Source organism: Candidatus Rokuibacteriota bacterium (assembly GCA_016188005.1).
Taxonomy (GTDB): domain Bacteria; phylum Methylomirabilota; class Methylomirabilia; order Rokubacteriales; family CSP1-6; genus UBA12499.
On the sequence record JACPIQ010000068.1, the window covers coordinates 154871 to 173243 of the forward strand.

Annotated in this window: 15 protein-coding genes; all 15 read left to right on the forward strand. The window is 71.0% G+C overall.

Features of this window, described 5'->3' with window-relative positions:
• Positions 1–10 precede the first annotated feature (10 nt).
• The 15 genes from HYV93_13830 (at position 11) to HYV93_13900 (ending at position 18351) form a co-directional block, all read left to right on the forward strand.
• A complete protein-coding gene (locus HYV93_13830; protein MBI2527050.1) occupies positions 11–949 on the forward strand; it encodes a glycosyltransferase in 939 nt (312 codons plus the stop codon).
• A complete protein-coding gene (locus HYV93_13835; GenBank protein ID MBI2527051.1) occupies positions 946–2310 on the forward strand; it encodes a putative O-glycosylation ligase, exosortase A system-associated in 1365 nt (454 codons plus the stop codon). The genes HYV93_13830 and HYV93_13835 overlap by 4 nt, the downstream gene beginning before the upstream one ends.
• Entirely contained in the window at positions 2303–3085 is a 783-nt protein-coding gene (locus tag HYV93_13840; GenBank protein ID MBI2527052.1) for an ABC transporter permease, read from the forward strand. The genes HYV93_13835 and HYV93_13840 overlap by 8 nt, the downstream gene beginning before the upstream one ends.
• A 6-nt stretch (positions 3086–3091) precedes the next feature.
• Entirely contained in the window at positions 3092–4330 is a 1239-nt protein-coding gene (locus HYV93_13845) for an ABC transporter ATP-binding protein (protein MBI2527053.1), read from the forward strand.
• Positions 4327–4767: a hypothetical protein gene (locus tag HYV93_13850; GenBank protein MBI2527054.1), complete on the forward strand. Its 441-nt coding sequence runs from the start codon at positions 4327–4329 to the stop codon at positions 4765–4767. Before HYV93_13845 ends, HYV93_13850 begins: the two co-directional genes overlap by 4 nt.
• Position 4768: 1 nt before the next feature.
• Entirely contained in the window at positions 4769–6667 is a 1899-nt protein-coding gene (gene asnB / locus HYV93_13855) for an asparagine synthase (glutamine-hydrolyzing) (protein ID MBI2527055.1), read from the forward strand.
• A 217-nt stretch (positions 6668–6884) separates the two neighbouring features.
• Positions 6885–8774, forward strand: a complete 1890-nt coding sequence (gene asnB / locus HYV93_13860; GenBank protein MBI2527056.1) for an asparagine synthase (glutamine-hydrolyzing) — start codon at positions 6885–6887, stop codon at positions 8772–8774.
• Complete coding sequence (locus tag HYV93_13865; protein MBI2527057.1) at positions 8771–9505, forward strand: class I SAM-dependent methyltransferase; 735 nt, start codon at positions 8771–8773, stop codon at positions 9503–9505. Before asnB (HYV93_13860) ends, HYV93_13865 begins: the two co-directional genes overlap by 4 nt.
• Entirely contained in the window at positions 9502–11565 is a 2064-nt protein-coding gene (locus tag HYV93_13870) for a GAF domain-containing protein (GenBank protein ID MBI2527058.1), read from the forward strand. Before HYV93_13865 ends, HYV93_13870 begins: the two co-directional genes overlap by 4 nt.
• The gene (locus HYV93_13875; GenBank protein ID MBI2527059.1) at positions 11562–12422 is read left to right on the forward strand and encodes an exosortase/archaeosortase family protein; all 861 of its coding nucleotides are present in this window, start codon (positions 11562–11564) and stop codon (positions 12420–12422) included. The genes HYV93_13870 and HYV93_13875 overlap by 4 nt, the downstream gene beginning before the upstream one ends.
• Entirely contained in the window at positions 12419–13078 is a 660-nt protein-coding gene (locus HYV93_13880) for an exosortase-associated EpsI family protein (protein ID MBI2527060.1), read from the forward strand. The genes HYV93_13875 and HYV93_13880 overlap by 4 nt, the downstream gene beginning before the upstream one ends.
• Before the next feature lie 16 nt (positions 13079–13094).
• Positions 13095–14276: a glycosyltransferase gene (locus HYV93_13885; protein MBI2527061.1), complete on the forward strand. Its 1182-nt coding sequence runs from the start codon at positions 13095–13097 to the stop codon at positions 14274–14276.
• Entirely contained in the window at positions 14273–15463 is a 1191-nt protein-coding gene (locus tag HYV93_13890) for a glycosyltransferase, exosortase A system-associated (protein MBI2527062.1), read from the forward strand. Before HYV93_13885 ends, HYV93_13890 begins: the two co-directional genes overlap by 4 nt.
• Before the next feature lie 43 nt (positions 15464–15506).
• Entirely contained in the window at positions 15507–16913 is a 1407-nt protein-coding gene (locus HYV93_13895; GenBank protein ID MBI2527063.1) for a phenylacetate--CoA ligase family protein, read from the forward strand.
• Positions 16903–18351 (forward strand): sigma 54-interacting transcriptional regulator, encoded by a 1449-nt coding sequence (locus tag HYV93_13900; protein MBI2527064.1) that lies wholly within the window; start codon positions 16903–16905, stop codon positions 18349–18351. The genes HYV93_13895 and HYV93_13900 overlap by 11 nt, the downstream gene beginning before the upstream one ends.
• Positions 18352–18373: the final 22 nt, after the last annotated feature.

Genomic DNA, 18373 nt, shown 5'->3' on the forward strand with positions numbered 1-18373 from the left:
CAGGATGGATATGACGGTCATGGTGTGCACCCACAACCGTGCGCCCTCGCTGCGCCACACGCTGGAGGCGCTTGCGGCCCAGCGGTCTCCCGTGGCGGTCGACTGGGAAATCGTCATCGTGGACAACAACTCCCGCGACGAGACCGCGACCGTGGTGCGGGAATTCGCCGCCCGGGCTCCGGCACCGGTGACCTACCTCTTCGAGCCCCGGCAGGGCGTGAGCTGGGCCCGGAATGCAGGGGTGGCGGTGGGCAAGGGGGAGGTCGTCGCCTTTACCGATGACGACGTGAGGCCGGCCTCCGACTGGGTCGCGATGCTGTGGACCCTGCTGAGCGAGTCGAAGGCCGACATGATCGGAGGGCGGATCCTGCCCGACTGGTCGGGTCCGCTCCCCGGATGGCTTGCTCGGAATCGGTGGCTCTACGGTAATCTGGCTCTCGTGGACCATGAACACCGGGAGTGGCTGGTGCAGGAGCGTGGAACTCTCCAGCTCTGGTGTGCCAACCTGGCGGCTCGGCGCTCTCTCCTGGACACCATCGGGCCTTTCGACGTCACCCTGGGTCGAGTCGGGACCCGGCTCAAGAGCGGCGAGGACGTGGACATGGTCAGGCGAGCCCTGGCGGCGGGCGCCCATGTCCTGTACGACCCGCGGCTGGTCGTGTGGCACAAGATCCCGGAGGAACGGATGCGCCCATCGTACTTCCGGCGCTGGCACTTCGACGGCGCCGAGGGAATGGCCCTGCGGGCCGGGCCCCCGGCGGGCCACCGGCTCCTTGGCGTCTCCCTCTTCAGCTACCGGTGGCTCCTCGCGCGGCTGGCGGCCTGGCTCTCCGCTCTCTGCCGGCGGCGGGACGCCTTCGAGCGCGAGCTGGACTTCCTCGCCGCTGCCGGCCGCTGGTGGGGGGAGTGGCAGGTATCGAGGACCGGTCGGGGGCGGCACTCTCCATGAGCGGGCTCAGGGACGTCGTCTTCACCATTCTTCTCCTGGGGCTGGTGCCGGTGAGCTTCAGGCGCCCCTGGGTGGGCGTGCTGGCCTGGTCGTGGATCGCGTACATGGCCCCCCATCAGCTCACGTGGGGCTTCGGGCGCGTGCTCCCGGTCGCCATGCTCATCGGGGTCGCCACCCTCGCCGGATTCCTGCTCACCAAGGACCGCAAGCCCGTCCCCCGCGTCACCGGCACCGTCCTCATGACGGCCCTCGCCGCTCACTTCACGCTGACGACCCTCCTCGCCCACAACCCGACGCTGGCCGCGGGCAAGCTGGACTGGGTCCTCAAGTCCATGCTGATGACCTTCGTGACGATGGCGCTCTTCCAGGACCGCGCCCGCCTCCGAGCCCTCTACCTGGTGATGGCGCTGTCGCTGGGCTTCTACGGCTTCAAGGGCGGGCTGTGGGTGCTCCGCACCGGCGGCGGCGAGGTGGTGCAGGGTCCCGGCACCACCTTCTTCGCCGACAACAACACCCTGGGGCTCGCCCTCTGCATGGTGCTGCCGCTGCTGCTCTACCTGTCGCGGGAGGAGCCGCGCCGGTGGCTCAAGCTGCTCCTGCGCGCGACCTTCGCCCTCACCATCATCGCCATCCTGTTCACCTACTCCCGGGGCGCCTTTCTCGGCCTGACGGTGATCCTGGCTATCCTCATCTGGCGCTCCCCCTGGCGCCTGCGGTTTGCCGTCGCGATCGTCGTCGCCGCACTCGTCGCCGCGCCCTTGCTCCCGGAGCGCCTGTGGCTGCGCCTCGGCTCCATCTCCGACCAGGAGAGCGCCGAGACGCGCGACCAGTCCGCCGCGGGACGCATCGAGGCCTGGAGCGTCGCCTGGAACCTGGCGCTCAGCCGCCCGTTCACCGGCGCCGGTTTCCGCGCCTTCCACAACGCGGAGATCTGGGACAGGTACCACCCCGGGCTCTACGTCAAGGTCCGGGACGCCCACAGCCTGTACTTCGAGGTCCTGGGCGAGCATGGCTTCCTCGGCTTTGCCCTCTACATGGCGCTCCTGCTCAACACGCTCGTCCACCTCAGGCGGATCCGGAAGCGCTGGCGGGGCGATCCCGAGCACGGCTACCTGTCCCGCTACGCCGAGATGACCCAGCTGTCCCTGTATCCCTTCCTGGTGGCGGGGGCCTTCCTCACCGTCGCCTACTTCGATCTCTACCAGCACCTCATCGGTACCAGCATCGTGCTGCAGACCCTGGCGGCGCGGGCGGAGGCGGCGGAGGCGGCGGCGGTCACCGTGCCCCGGACCGCCCGGCTCCAGCCCTTCCGGGGCCGCCGGCACGGCGCGCCCGTTCCATCGAGGACACGCCATGCTTGAGATGATCGCCGACCTCTGGCGCCATCGCGACCTGATCGTCAGCTTCGCGCGCCGCGACATCAAGGCGCGCTACAAGCAGACGGTGCTGGGCATCGCCTGGGCCGTGCTGCAGCCGCTGTCCATGATGGTCGTCTTCACCCTGGTCTTCTCCCTCTTCGCGAAGATCCCGAGCGACGGCCTGCCCTATCCGATCTTCGCGTACAGCGGCCTCATCTTCTGGACCTACTTCGCCAGCGCCATCAGCGGCGGCACCACCACCATGGTGGGGAACTCCTCCCTGATCCGGAAGATCCACTTCCCGCGGGCGACGCTCCTCGTGGCCGTCCTCATCGCGGGCTCCCTCGATCTCCTGGTGTCCGCGTCCCTCTTCCTCGCCATGATGGCGTACTACCACGTCGCCGTGACGCTCACCGCCCTCTGGGCGCTCCCTCTGCTCGTGGTCCAGATGCTCTTCGCCCTCGGTGTCGCGAGTCTCACCTCGGCCGCACACGTCAACTTCCGCGACATCGGTCACGGCCTGCCGCTGCTCCTCCAGCTCTGGATGTTCGCGAGCCCCGTCGCCTACCCGATCAGCGTCATCCCGGAGTGGCTCCTGCCCTTCTACCTCCTCAATCCGATGGCGCCCATCATCGACGGCTACCGACGGGCCCTCCTCCACGGCGTGGCGCCCGATCTGGCTGCCGTCGGGCTCAGCGCCCTCGCCGTCACCCTCTTCGCGATCCTCGCCCTGTCCGTCTTCAGGCGGGCGGAGCGCACCTTCGCCGATGTCATCTGAGAGATCATGATGCCCACCCAGGACACGACGGTCGAGCTGGACAAGGTCTCCAAGCGCTACCGGCTCCGGCGAGGCTGGTACGTGACGTCCATCAGGGACGAGGTTGGGCGCCTCACCGCCCGGCTGATGGGCCGGCCCGCGCCGCCCCGGGAGGAGTTCTGGGCGCTCCGGGACGTGACGTTCTCCCTCAAGCGGGGCGACGTGCTGGGCCTCGTCGGCGCCAACGGAGCAGGCAAGAGCACGCTCCTGAAGATCCTCTCCGGCGTCACGGTGCCGACCCTTGGCACCTTCAGCGCCACGGGACGCCTGGGGGCGCTCATCGAGGTGGGGGCCGGCTTCCACCCCGAGCTGACCGGCCGCGAGAACATCTTCCTCAACGGCACCATCATGGGGATGCCCCGGCGCGAGGTGCAGGGCAAGTTCGACCGCATCGTCAGCTTCGCGGAGATCGAGCGCTTCATCGACACGCCGATCAAGTTCTACTCCTCGGGCATGCAGATGCGGCTGGGCTTCTCGGTGGCCGCCCACACCGACCCCGATATCCTGCTGATCGACGAGATCCTGGCGGTGGGCGACGCCTCCTTCCAGGCCAAGTGCCTCAACAAGCTGGCCGAGCTGAAGGACCAGGACAAGACGATCATCCTGGTGTCCCACAACCTCACCAACATCACCGAGCACTCGAGGGTCGTGGCCTGGCTCGACCGGGGGAAGCTCAGGATGATCGGGGAGCCCGAGAGCGTCGTGAACGCGTACCTCGAGCATGTGACGGCCGGCATGACCTCGGCCGACGCCGGGACGGCATCCGTGCGCGGGGACAATCCGCAGGTCTCCATCCTGTCCGTGGCCACCCGGGACGCTCAGGAGACCGCGCGCACGACCTTCGATCGCGGCGACACCGTGCTCGTGGACATCACCTACGCGGCGGCGGCGGCGGTCCCGGGCGCCGTCTTCGGAGTCTCGGTCCACGACGTCCACGGCTACCCCCTGGGCGGCATCGTCACGGATCCGGACTGCATCAAGATCACCGCGCCCTCGGAGCGCGCGGTGCTGCGGTTGACGCTCGACCCGCTCCTCTTCAACCGCGGCACCTACACGTTCTCTGTCCACGTCCAGGATCCGCGCCTCAAGAAGTACTACGACCTGAGGCGGCGGGCGGCCCGGATCACGATCGATGGCCAGCGGGCCTCGGGGCGAGACGCCACCGGATACATCCACTACCCGCACCAGTGGGAGCAACTGCGATGAGGCACTCCGCGCTTCGACGGATCGCGCTCGGTGCGGCGCTCGTCTTCGGTCTCTGGCCCGCACCGGTCGAGCCACTGCCCCGCAGCCCGGCACTGATCAGGCAGCAGCTCGAGACGAGCCTGCAGCAGCAGCTCCAGGCCCTGAGCGCCCTGGACGAGCCCGATCGCGCGCAGAAGCTGACCTGGGAGGCCTACGTCCAGATGCGGGCGGCTCACGGGAACATGATCATCAACGCCTCCAACACCAAGTTCCCGGACCCGCTCTTCCCCCTCGCGGACCGGCGGATCGAACAGGCCCGCGCCCAGATCCTCTCCGCTCACGATGCCTTGAAGAGCCGGAAGACCTGGAACGCCTCCAGCAACCCCATCGACGTCGCGCGGAAGCACCTGACCGAGGCCGTCCGCCTGACGCGGATCATCGTCGCCACGACCTTCTGACATGTGCGGGATCGCAGGGATCGTCGACGTCGGGGGCGCGCTGGTGGAGCCGGCGCTGCTCCAGGCCATGACCCGGGTGCAGGCCCACCGGGGCCCTGACGGGGAGGGGTTCGTCCACCGTGGGGCCGCGGGGCTCGGCCATCGACGGCTCGCCATCATCGATCTGGCCACCGGGGACCAGCCCATGGCCAATGACGACGACTCCATGTGGATCGTCTTCAATGGCGAGATCTACAATTACCGGGAGATCCGCGCCGATCTCCAGGCCCGCGGGGCGCGCTTCCGCACCAGCTCGGACACGGAAGTGATCCTGCGGGCCTACGAAGCCGAGGGTCCCGCCTGCGTCCACCGGCTCCGCGGCATGTTCGCCTTCGCCATCCTCGACGGGCGGGCCCGCCGCCTCTTTCTCGCCCGCGACAGGACCGGCATCAAGCCCCTCGTTTACGCCTGGGACGGCCGCCGCCTGCACTTCGCCTCGGAGCTGAAGGCCCTCCTTGAGGATCCCGGCCTCTCCCGGGAGCTCGATCTGCAGGCCCTGGGCGACTACTTCACCCACCACTACATCCCGGCGCCGCGGACGATCTTCCGCGCGATCCGCAAGTTGCCTCCGGCCTCGACGCTCCTCCTACCCCTGGACGGAGGGGAGCCGGTGATCTCCCGCTACTGGCGGCTCCGCTTCGCACCCGACGACGCCGTGGGCGAGCGGGAGTGGATCGCGCGGCTCCGCGCCCACCTGACGGATGCCGTCGAGAGCCACATGGTGAGTGATGTGCCCATCGGGGCCTTCCTCAGCGGCGGCATGGACTCGAGCACCGTCGTGGCGCTCATGGCGCGGGCCTCGTCCCGTCCCATCCGGACCTTCTCCATCGGGTTCGACGAGGCGGACTTCGACGAGCTGGGCTTCGCCCGCCAGCTCGCCGCACACTACGGCACCGATCACTACGAGATGGTCGTCAAGCCCAGCGCGCTGGAGGTGCTGCCGCGCCTGGCCTGGCAGCTCGACGAGCCCTTCGCCGACTCCTCCGCCATCCCGACCTACTACGTGTCGAAGATCACGCGTGAGCACGTGACCGTCGCGCTGTCGGGAGATGGCGGGGACGAGAGCTTCGCCGGCTACCGGCGTTACGCCCGCGCCCAGGCGCTCCACGAGCGGCTGGATCGGGGGCTCCTGGCCGGGACCCGTCCCGCGCTCCGGCTGCTCTCCCGGCTGATGCCGGCTGGCGCCCGGGGGCAGGGGTATGCGGGGCTCCTGGGCGCCGGGCCGGTGGACCGGTACTTCCGCCTCATCACCGGCCAGCGCCGCGAGACGCTGCGCCGCCTCCTCGCCGACGAGCTGGCCCCGGTGGCCGACGGCGCCACGGATCCAGCCCCGTTCCGGCGGCTCGCGGCCGACAGCGGCGCCAGGGACTACGTCTCCGCGCTCCAGTGGATCGACATCGAGACCTATCTGCCCGACGACATCCTGACCAAGGTGGATCGGACCAGCATGCTGGTCTCGCTGGAGTCGCGGGTCCCGCTGCTCGACCACAGGCTCATGGAGTTCGTGGGAACGATCCCGCTCTCACTGAAGCTCCGGCAGGGCGCCGGCAAGTATATTCTGAAGCAGGCCATGGCCGGTCTCCTGCCCCCGGACATCCTCACGCGGAGGAAAATGGGGTTCGGGGTGCCGCTCGGCTCCTGGTTCAGGAACGAGCTGCGGGAGATGACCCGGGACCTCCTGCTCTCCCCGCGGGCGCGCCAGCGGGGCCTGGTCCGGCCGGCTGCCGTGGAGGAGCTGCTGAGGATCCACGACGGAGGCCGGGACTGCTCGCCGCGGCTGTGGGCACTCCTGTCGCTCGAGCTCTGGTGCCGCGAGTGGCTGGACCGGCCGCCGGCTCGGACGGCCGGGGAGACGCCTTGATGCACCGTCCCGGGAAGTCGCCAGCCGACTACGCGGGGCGGGGCCGGGGGCGCTCTCCCCGGAACCGTGGCTTCTGCGTGTTTACGAAGCCGGACACCGTCATGTCGTGGCCCGTTCCAGCCGGGGGCACCGCGCAGCGAGGTAGCGTGTTCCGGGGAGGGCGCCCCCGGCCCCGCCCGGCGGACCGCCGGCGCATTCCTGCGAGAGGGCACTAGCCGTGTGCGGCATCGCCGGGCTGGTCTTCAGCGATCCCGGGCATCCGGTGGACCGCGCCCTGCTCGGCCGGATGACGACCGTCCTCTCCCACCGCGGCCCCGATGCCGACGGCTACCACATGGGGGCGGGCGTCGGACTCGGTCACCGCCGGCTCAGCATCATCGACCTGCGGACGGGGGATCAGCCCATCTACAACGAGACCCGATCCGTGGCGGTGGTCTTCAACGGCGAGATCTACAATTACAGGGAGCTGGCCTCCGGGCTCGAGGCGCGGGGCCACCACTTCGCCACGCACTCGGACACGGAGACGATCGTGCACGCCTACGAGGAGCACGGGGTCCGCTGCGTCGACCGGTTCCGCGGCATGTTCGCCTTCGCGCTCTGGGACGAGCCCCGGCGGCGCCTCGTGCTGGCCCGGGACCGCGCCGGCAAGAAGCCACTCTACTACCACGCCGATGCCGAGCGTCTGGCCTTCGCCTCCGAGATCAAGGCCCTCCGGGAGGATCCGAGCATCAAGCGGCGGGTGAGCCTCGAGGCGCTGAGCGACTACCTGAGCCTCGGGGCCATCCCCGCCCCCGGCACGGTCTTCGAGGGGATCCGGCAGCTGCCGCCGGCCCATCTCCTCGTCTGGGAGGCCGGGCGCATCCGCATCGAGGAATACTGGGACGTGGCCTTCCAGATCCGCCCGCGGCCGGAGGCGGAGGCCCTGGAGGAGCTGGACGGGCTCCTCGACGAGGCGGTGAAGCTGCGGCTGGTTTCCGATGTCCCGCTGGGCGCCTTTCTCAGCGGCGGGGTGGACTCATCATCCGTCGTCGCCTCGATGGCGCGGCAGTCCTCCCGCCCCGTCATCACCACCACCGTCGGGTTCGCCGAGGCGAGCCACAGCGAGCTCGGGCATGCCCGGGCCGTGGCGACGGCCGTGGGCAGCGAGCATCACGAGCTGCTGGTGCGCCCCCGCGCGGTGGAGGACCTGCCGCAGCTCGTCTGGCATCTCGACCAGCCCTTCGCCGACTCCTCCGCCCTGCCCACCTACTACGTCTCCCGCGCCACCCGCGAGCGCGTCACGGTGGCCCTGTCGGGAGACGGCGGCGACGAGCTGTTCGCGGGCTACCAGCGGCGCTACGGCGTCCATCGGCTCGAGAACCGGCTGCGGGGCCTGGTCCCGGGGCCGATCCGCCGCGGCCTCCTGGCCCCCCTGGGGCGGCTCTACCCGCAGTGGCAGCGCCTCCCGCGGCCGCTGCGATTCAAGCTCGTGCTCATGAATCTTGGGCGCTCGTTCGAGCGCGCCTACTTCAACGACCTGTCGCTGTTCCGGGAGCACGAGAAGGCGGCCCTGCTCACCCCCGAGTTCGTCCGCCAGCTGGGCTCCCACGACTCCTTCGAGGCCTTCGGACGGCGGTTCGAGCGCGTCCGGGACGCCGATCCCCTCACGCGGATCCTGTACGTGGACTTCAAGACGTGGCTGGCCGACGACATCCTGGTCAAGGTGGACCGGATGAGCATGGCCTGCTCGCTCGAGGTGCGCGCCCCGCTCCTGGACCACAGGATCATCGAGTTCGCTGCCACCCTCCCTCCCGAGCTGAAATACCGGGGCCCGATCTCCAAGTACCTCCTCAAGCGTCATCTGGAGCGCCGGCTGCCGGCGGCGCCAGTGCACCGGCAGAAGCAGGGGTTCACCCTGCCGCTGGCGGCCTGGCTCCGGGGGGAGCTGCGCGAGCTGGCCCGCGATCTTCTCCTGTCCCCGCGGACGGAGCAGCGCGGCTACCTGAGGGCGGAGGCCGTGCAGGGGATCTGGCGGTCGCACCAGCAGGGCACCCGCGACCACTCGGCCCAGATCTGGGCGCTGATGGCCCTCGAGCTGTGGCACCGGGCGTACGTGGACACGCCATGAGCAGCTTCGAGCGGCAGTGGCGGGGCCGCTTCGAGCGCTTCGCCACGCGCCACGGGGAGGAGCACCAGGTGTCGGGCTGGTCGGCCGTGGGGCTCCGGCGCCGCGTCGCCCTCTTCCAGCAGCTCCTCGACGGGGGGCTCTTCCACCCCGGCGCGCGCCTCCTCGAGCTGGGCTGCGGCGCGGGCACCTACGTGCGCCTCCTGGCCAAGCGCGGCCATCCCGTCGTCGGCCTCGACTACTCGCTGCCGAGCCTCGAGCGGTCCCTGGCCTCCGATTCCGGTGGGCTCGGCCGCTACGTCGCCGGTGAGGCCTATGCCCTGCCCTTCGCCAGCGGGAGCTTCGAGGGCCTGCTCTGCATCGGCGTCCTGCAGGCGCTCACGCGGCCCGAGGAGGCGCTCCGCGAGATGCTGAGGGTGCTCGGGCCTGGCGGGCGGCTGCTGGTGGAGACCCTGAACCCCTGGAGCCCGCTGGCGCTGACCCGGCGGATGCGCAGCCGGCTCACGGGTGAACCGCTCCGCCTCCATTACGGCGCCCCCCGCGGGATCGAGAGGGCCCTCGGCGCCACGGGGGCGAGGGCGCTCAGCCGGATCAGCCTGCTCCTGCCGCCCCGGTCGCTTCCGGGCCTGGCCGACCCGCTGGGCACGCCCTGGGTCGCCGCCGCCGTGAAGGCAGTGCCCGGCATGCGGCACCTGGCGCCCCACGCCTTCTGGATCGTCGGAGAACGGTCGTGATCGGCTACGTCACGCTCTTCGCCGTGGCCGCGAGCGCGGCCCTGGGCACCGCGGCGGTGGCCCGGCGGCCCCTGCGCCTGCCCCACATCTCATTCGCGGCCGGCATGCTCGGCTTCACCCTGGAGGCGGCCGCCGGCTACGGACTCCTCTTCCACTCCGTGAGCGTGTCCGCCCATGCCCGCTGGCTCCTCGCGCTGAGGACGGTGGCGCTCCTGCTTCCGCTCCCGTGGGCGGTCTTCGCCTTCGTGTCGGCCCGCCGCCCCGACGCAGCCATCCCGCGGGCGTGGCGACTGTCCTTCGTGGCGGGCGGGGCGACCCTGGCGGCCGTGGCGGCCGCGGGGCTCCACTGGCCGTTCCTGGCCAGCGCCTGGCCGCGCGGCCCCCTGCCTTACGCCCTCCTGACGCCGGCAGGCCAGATCGGCATCGCCGTCGAGATCCTGGCCACGATCGCGGTGCTGTACGGGCTGGAGCCCTCGATCCGGAACTCGTACGGCTCCGCGCGCTGGCAGCTCAAGTACCTGGCGCTGGGGCTCGGCGGGATCTTCGTGGTGCGCTTCTACCTCCTGAGCCAGCTGCTCCTTTTCCGCATGCTGACACCGGACAGCCTCGCCATCGGGAGCATGACGCTCGCCCTGGGCCTGGGCTTCGTCGCGGTGGGCCTCGCGCGGACCGGCGCGCTGCGGACAGGCCTCGCCGTGTCTCGCCACTTCGTCTACCGTTCCGTCGTCGTCGGGATCTGCGGCGCGTACCTGATCCTGGCCGGGGCCGGCGGGTGGCTCCTCAACACGCTCGGCATCCCGGACCAGGCGTTCTGGGGCACGCTGGTCCTCTTCGTCTCCGTCATGGGGCTCGCGGCGCTCCTCTTGTCCGAGAGCCTGCGCTGGCGGCTCAGGCGGTACATCAGCACGCACTTCTACGCCGACAAGTACGATTACCGACAGCAGTGGCGGAGCTTCACCCAGAGCCTCGCCTCCCGTGTCACCGTCGACGGGATCGCCGGGAGCCTGCTGCGCAGCCTGATGGACACCGTCGGGACCACCCGCGCAGCGCTCTACCTGGCCGAGGAGAGCGGCGGCCCGATGAGGCAGGCAGCGGCCCTCGGCACGGACCGGCTCCCGAAGGAGCTGTCCTTCCGGCTGGAGGATTTCTCGGACCGGCCCGGCTCCCCCGAGGCCCGCCTCGCCGCCACGCTCGGCGGCGGCCGGCCGGAGGCGCTCCTGCCGGTCGGCATAGCGGTCGCCGTTCCCCTGCCTTCCCAGGGCCGGCTCCTCGGCGTGATACTGGTCGGGTCCGAGCGCACGGAGGCCTCGTACGGGCAGGAGGACCTCGATCTCCTCACCACCGTCGGCGAGCAGGCCGCCAGCGCCATCGCCACCGCGCGCCTCTCGGAGCAGCTCGGCCAGAGCCGCGCCTTCGACGCCTTCAACCGGCTCAGCTCGTTCATCGTCCACGACTTGAAGAACTCCATCTCCGCGCTCTCGCTCCTCAACCAGAACGCCCGCGCTCACCTCGATGACCCGGAGTTCCAGCGCGATGCGCTCGGGACGCTGGAGCGCACGGTCGGGCGCATGCAGAAGCTCCTCGGCCGCCTCGCGAGCCGCCAGGCGGGCGAGCCCCTCGCGATGGAGGAGATCCAGCTCCCGCCCGTCGCGGAGGAGACAGCGGAGGTCGCGCTGAGCGGCAGCCGCGCCAGGCCGAAGCTCCTGCTGGAGCCCGTTCCGGCCGTCCGGGCCGACGCCGACGCGATCCAGCGGGTCATCCAGAACCTCATCACCAACGCCGTGGAGGCCATGGACGGCGAGGGAGAGATCACGCTCCGCACCTTCGCCCGCGACGGGTTCGTCGGCTGCTCCGTGACGGATGCCGGCTGCGGCATGTCGGAGGAGTTCATCCGGAAGTCGCTCTTCGTCCCCTTCCAGAGCACGAAGAAGGGAGGCTGGGGGATCGGGCTCTACCAGGCCCGGGAGATCCTCGCGGCCCACGGCGGCCGGATCGAGGTGGCCAGCCAGGAAGGCCACGGCACCACCGTGACGCTCCTCCTGCCGGAGGCCCGGCCGTGAGGATGGCCACGCTCCGGCTCGCGGGCGGGAGCCCGTGGCTCTCCCCCGCCATTGCCGTCGCAGGGGTGGCCGCTCTCTATGCCCCCGTCGTCGCCAGCATGGCCGACGAGTGGGCGAGGTTCCCCAACCTGTCCCATGGCTTCGCGATCCCGCTGATCGCGGCGTATCTCGTCTGGGCACGCTGGGACCGCTTGGCCCAGATTCCCGTCGGCTCCTCTCCGCTCGGACTTCCCCTCGCGGTGCTGGGCCTGGCCATGCTGGTCATGGGGTCCCTCGTCGGCGAGCCCTTCCTGGCCCGCGTCTCCCTGCCCGTGACCCTCGTGGGCACGTTGCTGTTCCTGGCCGGGGCACCGGCCACCCGGCAGCTCTGGATCGGGGTGGCCTACCTGGTCTTCATGATCCCCTTGCCCTACGTGACCTTGCGGGACGTCACCTACCAGTCCCGCCTCTTCGACGCTGCCGTGACGGCCGAGGCGCTGCGCTGGCTTGGCGTGCCCGTGCTCCGGGAAGGTGTCATGCTCCACCTGGCGAACATGACTCTCGAGGTGGCCGACGAGTGCAGCAGCATCCCCGCCGTCGCCGCACTGGTCGCACTCGGCGCCGCCTATGCCCAGATCAACCCCCGCCCGACCTGGGTCCGCGTCCTCCTCGTGCTGGCGGCAGCACCCCTGGGGCTCGCCTCGAACATCGTGCGTCTGGTCCTCACCTCGCTCGGCGCCTACTACCTCGGCCGGATCGCGCTCGAGAACGTGATCCACAAGTTCAACGGGACCAGCGTCTTCCTCCTCACCGTGGTCCTGCTGATCGTGCTCGACGGCGCCCTCATGTCTCTCTGGCGCAGGAGGCGCCGGTCGTGAGGCCGCCGTGGCGGCTGGGGCTCCTCCTGGGGCTGCTGCTCGTCGCCGGAGCGACGATCGTCCTCATCCCCGGGGTGCGCGAGCAGCGCGACCATGCCCTGCTGGCCCTGGCGCCGAGCCCGGCGGGCTGGACCTCGCTCGAAGGCGCGCCGGAGTGGGCCCTCCCCGTGGATCCCAATGGGCGGTCAGCACTGCGACGGACCTATCAGCGCGGCCCGGACACCCTGTGGGTGTCGGTGGCGGTGTTCAGCCGGCAGCAGGAGCCCGAGCGCCGGGCCGCGATCAACCTGATCTACCCGGAGCGGAACACCGTCCGGATCGATCGGCTGCCCTTCACCCTGTCCCTCAACGGCTCGCCGGATCCCCCACTCGAGCTTCCCGCCATGGTCATCCAGCGGGACCAGGAGCGACGGCTGCTGGTGGTCTACTGGCACCAGATGGGCCGCCGGGCGTACGGCAGCGAGTACGCGCACCGGCTGGCGCTCACGCGGGACATCCTGTTCGCCCGGCGGGCCGACTCGGTGCTGGTCCGGATCGCCACCCCCCTGCCGCCGGAAGGGACCCTTGACCAGCGCCTTGGCCCCCTGCGGGAGATCGCTCCGGCCCTCTATGCGGCGGTGCGCCTGGCCGGATCGGCGAGCGACCAGCAGCGGTGAGGCACACGGCCTGAGCATGCCCGGTCTCGACCACGACACACGGCGCTCCCCTCTGGCGCTGGCGGCCGGCGCAACCGGCCGGAGGCCCAGGATCGCCCAGGTCATCCCCTCCCTCCGGGTGGGGGGGCTCGAGAAGGTGGTGCTCCGCCTGGTCGAGTCGCTCGGGGATCCGATCGAGCACCTCGTCGTCACCCCCTCGGGCGACGGTCCCCTCCGCGAGGACTTCCCGCGAGGGGTACGGGTGGTGGCGATGTCGGAGCACCATCCATCGGACAGGTGGAATGCCCTGCGGATGGCGCGCCTCTTCCGCGCCTTCAGGCCCGACATCGTCCACACGCGCAACTGGACCTGCATCGATGCCGTCATCGGCGCCCGGCTCGCCCGCGTGCCCGTGGTCGTCCATGGCGAGCATGGCCGCGACGCCGCCGATCCCCACGGGCGCAATCCCCTCCGCCGCCGGGTGCGCCGGTGGCTGGCACCGCTGGTCACCGAGTTCGTCACCGTCTCGCGCGATCTCGCCCGCTGGCTCATCGAGGAGGTGGGCGTCCCCGCGCGCAAGGTGACGCATCTCTGCAACGGCGTGGACACGAAGCGCTTCCTCCCCGGGGACCGCGACGTCGCCCGCAGGGCGCTCGGAGTTCCCGACGGCCTGCCCGTCGTCGGCACTGTCGGTCGGCTGGATCCGGTGAAGGATCACGCCGGGCTGATCCGGGTCTTCACCCAGGAGCTGGGGCGGCGGGCCGCGATCCTCGTCATCGCCGGAGATGGCCCGGCCCGCCCGCAACTCGCGGAGCTCGTGCGCACATGCGGCGCCGGCGGCCGAATCCGCCTGCTTGGCGAGCGCGACGACATCCCGCTGGTGCTTCGCGCCCTGGACCTCTTCGTCCTCCCGTCGGTGGGCGAGGGCATCTCCAACGCGATCCTCGAGGCGATGGCCACCGGCCTGCCCGTGGTGGCGACGCGGGTAGGGGGCAACCCCGAGCTGGTCGCCGATGGCCGGACCGGCTGGCTCGTCGAGCCGGGATCGACGGCGGCCCTGGCAGAGGCCATGAGCGGGTACCTCGACGACCCCGCGCTGGCGAGGCGGCACGGCCGGGCCGCCCGCGAGAGGGTGGAACGGGAGTTCAGCCTCGAGCGGATGCTGGCCGGCTACGCGGACCTCTACCGGCGCTGCCTCGCGCGGGTGAGAATCCGATGAGCCCGCGCCGGATCCTCCACGTGCTGGACCATTCGCTGCCCATCGGCAGCGGCTACAGCTACCGGAGCCGGAGCATCGTCATGTTCCAGCGACGGCTCGGGCTGGAGCCCCTGATCCTCACCTCCCCCAAGCAGGGGACGGCCGCGGACTGCTGCGACACGATCGAGGGGATCCGCCACCACAGAACGGGGCAGCCCGGCGGCCGCATGCCGTTCCTCCGTGAGCTCCTGCTCATGCGCCGCCTGGCGGGACGGATCGGGCAGGTCGCCCGCGCGGAGCGGGTTGACCTGCTCCACGCCCACTCGCCGGTCCTCAACGGGCTTCCCGCCATCTGGGCGGGGAGGCGGCTGGGCCTCCCGGTGGTCTACGAGGTTCGCACCTTCTGGGAAGATGCGGCAGTGAACCACGGCACGTACGCGGAAGGCTCGCTCCGCTACCGGATGACGCGGGTGCTCGAGACCCTGGCGGTGAAGCAGGCGGACCGGGTCGTCGCCATCTGCGAAGGCATCCGAGGCGAGCTCCTCCGCCGGGGAGTGCCCCGGGACCGGGTCACGGTGGTGCCGAACGGGGTCGACGCCGACTGGTTCGAACCCCGGGAGCGAGCCACCGCCCTGGCGGCCCGCCTGGGGCTCGGGGAGGGCCCGGTGTTCGGCTACGTGGGGTCCTTCAGCCGCTACGAGAATCTCCCGTTCCTCGCCCGCGCGGCGCCCGATTTCCTGCGCCGGCTCCCGGGCGGACGCCTTCTCCTGGTGGGGGGCGGGCGCGACGAGACCGCCCTCCGGGAGGCGGCCCTCGAGGCCGGGCCGGGCGTCATCCTCACCGGGCGCATCCCGCACGATCAGGTCCGGGGCATCTACACCCTGCTGGACGTCCTCGTCCTGCCGCGCCGGCGCATCCGGCTCACCGAGCTGGTGACGCCGCTGAAACCGCTGGAAGCCATGGCCATGGGGAAGCCGGTGCTGGCCAGCGACATCGGCGGCCACGCCGAGCTCATCCGGGACGGCGAGACCGGCGTCCTCTTCCGCGCCGAGGACCGCGAGTCCCTGGTCACCGAGGCGGTGCGTCTGGGCGAGCACCCGATGCTGCGCCAGCGGCTAGGCGAGACGGGCCGCCGCTTCGTCGAGGCCGAGCGGACGTGGGATCGGGTCGTGGCAGGCTACCTCGACGTGTACGGGAGCGCCGCCTGATGCGTGTGCTCGTCGGATCCGGCGGCGCGCGGCGAGGCGCGCGATGAACCCCTGGCTGGTCGGTCACGTCCTCTTCCCGCTCCACGAGCGGCTCAAGCGGAAGCCGACGTTCCGCTGGCTCCCGGAGCTCGAGCGCACCCAGTGGCTCGCGCCCGACCGACTGCGCGAGTTCCAGTTCCGCCGTCAGCGCCAGCTGCTCGAGTGGGCGTACGCGCATGTGCCGTACTACCGCGGCGTGATGGACGAGCACGGGCTGCCTCCCCACCGGATCGCCTCCCCGGAGGACTTCCACCGGCTGCCCTTCCTCACGCGCGACCTGATCCGCGGCCGCTTCGAGGAGCTCCGGGCGCGCGCCAGGCTGCCCCACGTGCATCGCCGCTCCTCGGGCGGATCCACGGGCTCGCCCGTCACCATCGAGGTGGACATGGGCCGCATGGGCATCGCCGAGGCGGCCCGCCTGCGGTCCCACCGCTGGTTCGGCGTGGAGCCCGGCGCGCGGGAGGTGCTGGTCTGGGGCTCGCCGCTGGAGATCACGCGCCAGGACCGCGTCCGTGACCTCCGGGACTGGCTCCTCAACTCGAGGATCCTGCCGGCCTTCGACATGGGCGAGGACCGGCTGCCCGCCTCCGCCGCGGCACTGCTCGCCTACCGTCCGGCCAGGATCTACGGCTACGCCAATGCGGTGTATCTCCTGGCCCGGTACTTCCTGCGTGAGGGACTTCCACGTCCCGAGGGCCTCCGCGTCGTGTTCACGACCGCCGAGCCGCTCTTCCCCTACCAGCGCGAGGCCATCGCCGCGGGCTTCGGCTGTCCCGTGGCCGAGGAGTACGGCTGCCGCGACGGAGGCCTCGTGGCGCTGGGCTGCCCGGAGGGAGGCCTGCACGTGTTCGCCGAGGGAAGCTACGTCGAGATCCTCGACCCGGACGCGGATGGCCGCGGGGAGATCGTCCTCACGTGCCTCGACTCACTGGCCTTCCCGACCATCCGCTACCGGACCGGCGACTTCGGAGCCTTCGACCCCACGCCGTGCCGCTGCGGCCGGAGCCTGCCGAAGATCCACCCCGTCGAGGGGCGGCTGCTCGACTTCCTCGTCACGCCCGGCGGGCGCCTCCTGCACCCCACCTCGGCCATGCACATCCTGCGCGAGATCCCGTGGGTGCGCGACTCCCGCGTCGTCCAGGATGCCATCGATCACGTGAGTGTCCAGCTCGTGGCTGCGGCTCCCCCGGACTCCGCGGCGAAGGCGGGCCTGCTGTCCAAGTTCCGGATGCTCCTCGGCGCTGACATCCGCGTCGACATCGTGGAGCTCCCGGCCCTGCCGCCCACGGCGTCTGGCAAGTTCCGCCCCGTGGAGTCGCGGGTAGGCCGCGACACCCTCGAGACGATGATGGCCGCATCACGCCGGCGGCCGCGACCGGCGACACCGGAGGCCCTCAGGCATGGACCGTGAACGGCTGCTGAACGTCGAGGACGACGAGGACATCCGGACCCAGCTCAAGTACGCGCTCCAGGAGCAGTACCAGGTGACCCTCGCGGAGAACAGAAGGGAGGCTCTCGCGGCGGTGCGCGAGCTCCAGCCCTCTGTCGTGACGCTGGATCTCGGCCTGCCGCCGGAGCCGGACTCGGCCGGGGAGGGGCTCAAGGCGCTCGAGGAGATCCTCGACGTCGCCCCCGGGATCAAGGTCGTCGTCATCACGGGTAACAGCGACCGCGCCAACGCGCTCAAGGCCGTGGACCTCGGCGCCTTCGACTTCCACCTCAAGCCCGTGAACCTGGACGACCTGCGCGTGGTCCTCGGCCGGGCCACCTATCTGCGCCAGCTCGAGCGCGAGAGCGAGCAGCGGACGCGCCAGGAGGAGCGGGCGGTCAGCTTCCGCGACATCCTGGGCACGACGCAGAAGATGCGCGAGATCTTCAACGTCATCAGCCGCGTGGCCAAGACCGACGCCACCGTCCTCATCGAAGGAGAGAGCGGGACGGGCAAGGAGCTGATCGCCCGCGCCATCCACACCAGCAGCCCGCGCCGGAACGCGCCCTTCGTGGCCATCAACTGCGGGGCCATCCCCGAGACGCTCCTCGAGAGCGAGCTGTTCGGCCACGAGAAGGGCTCCTTCACGGGCCCCTTCGTGGCCATCAACTGCGGGGCCATCCCCGAGACGCTCCTCGAGAGCGAGCTGTTCGGCCACGAGAAGGGCTCCTTCACGGGCGCTCACGTCCAGCGCAAGGGCAAGATCGAGGTCGCCTCGGGCGGGACGCTGTTCCTCGACGAGATCGGCGAGATGAGCGTGCCGCTGCAGGTCAAGCTCCTGCGCTTCCTCCAGGAGCGGGAGATCGAGCGGGTGGGCGGCCGCGAGCCGATCCGGATCGACGTGCGCGTGCTGGCCGCCACCAACAGCCACCTCGAGCAGGGCATCCAGAAGGGGACGTTCCGGGAAGACCTCTTCTACCGCCTGTCGGTCGTCGCCATCCGGGTGCCCCCGCTCCGGGAGCGGGGGGAGGACATCGTCCTCCTGGCCAACGTCTTCCTGCGCCGGGCCGGACAGACCATGAAGCGCAAGACGCGGTTCAGCGCGGCGGCCCTCGAGGCCCTCGTGCGCTATCCGTGGCCGGGGAATATCCGGGAGCTGGAGAACAAGGTGCAGCGCGCCGTCATCATGACCACGGGCCGCACCATCGAGCCGGCCGATCTGGAGCTCTCCGCCGCCGCCGACGCGCCCCTGCCGACGCTCCGCGAGGCCCGCTCGGGGCACGAGCGAAAGCTCGTGATCGACGCCCTGGCGCGGAGCGGGGGCAACATCAGCCGCGCGGCGCAGTCCGTCGGGGTGAGCCGCCCCACGTTCCACGAGATGCTGGCCCGGCACGGTATCGACGCCAAGGCGTTTCGCTGATGCCCGCATCACCCTCCCGTCC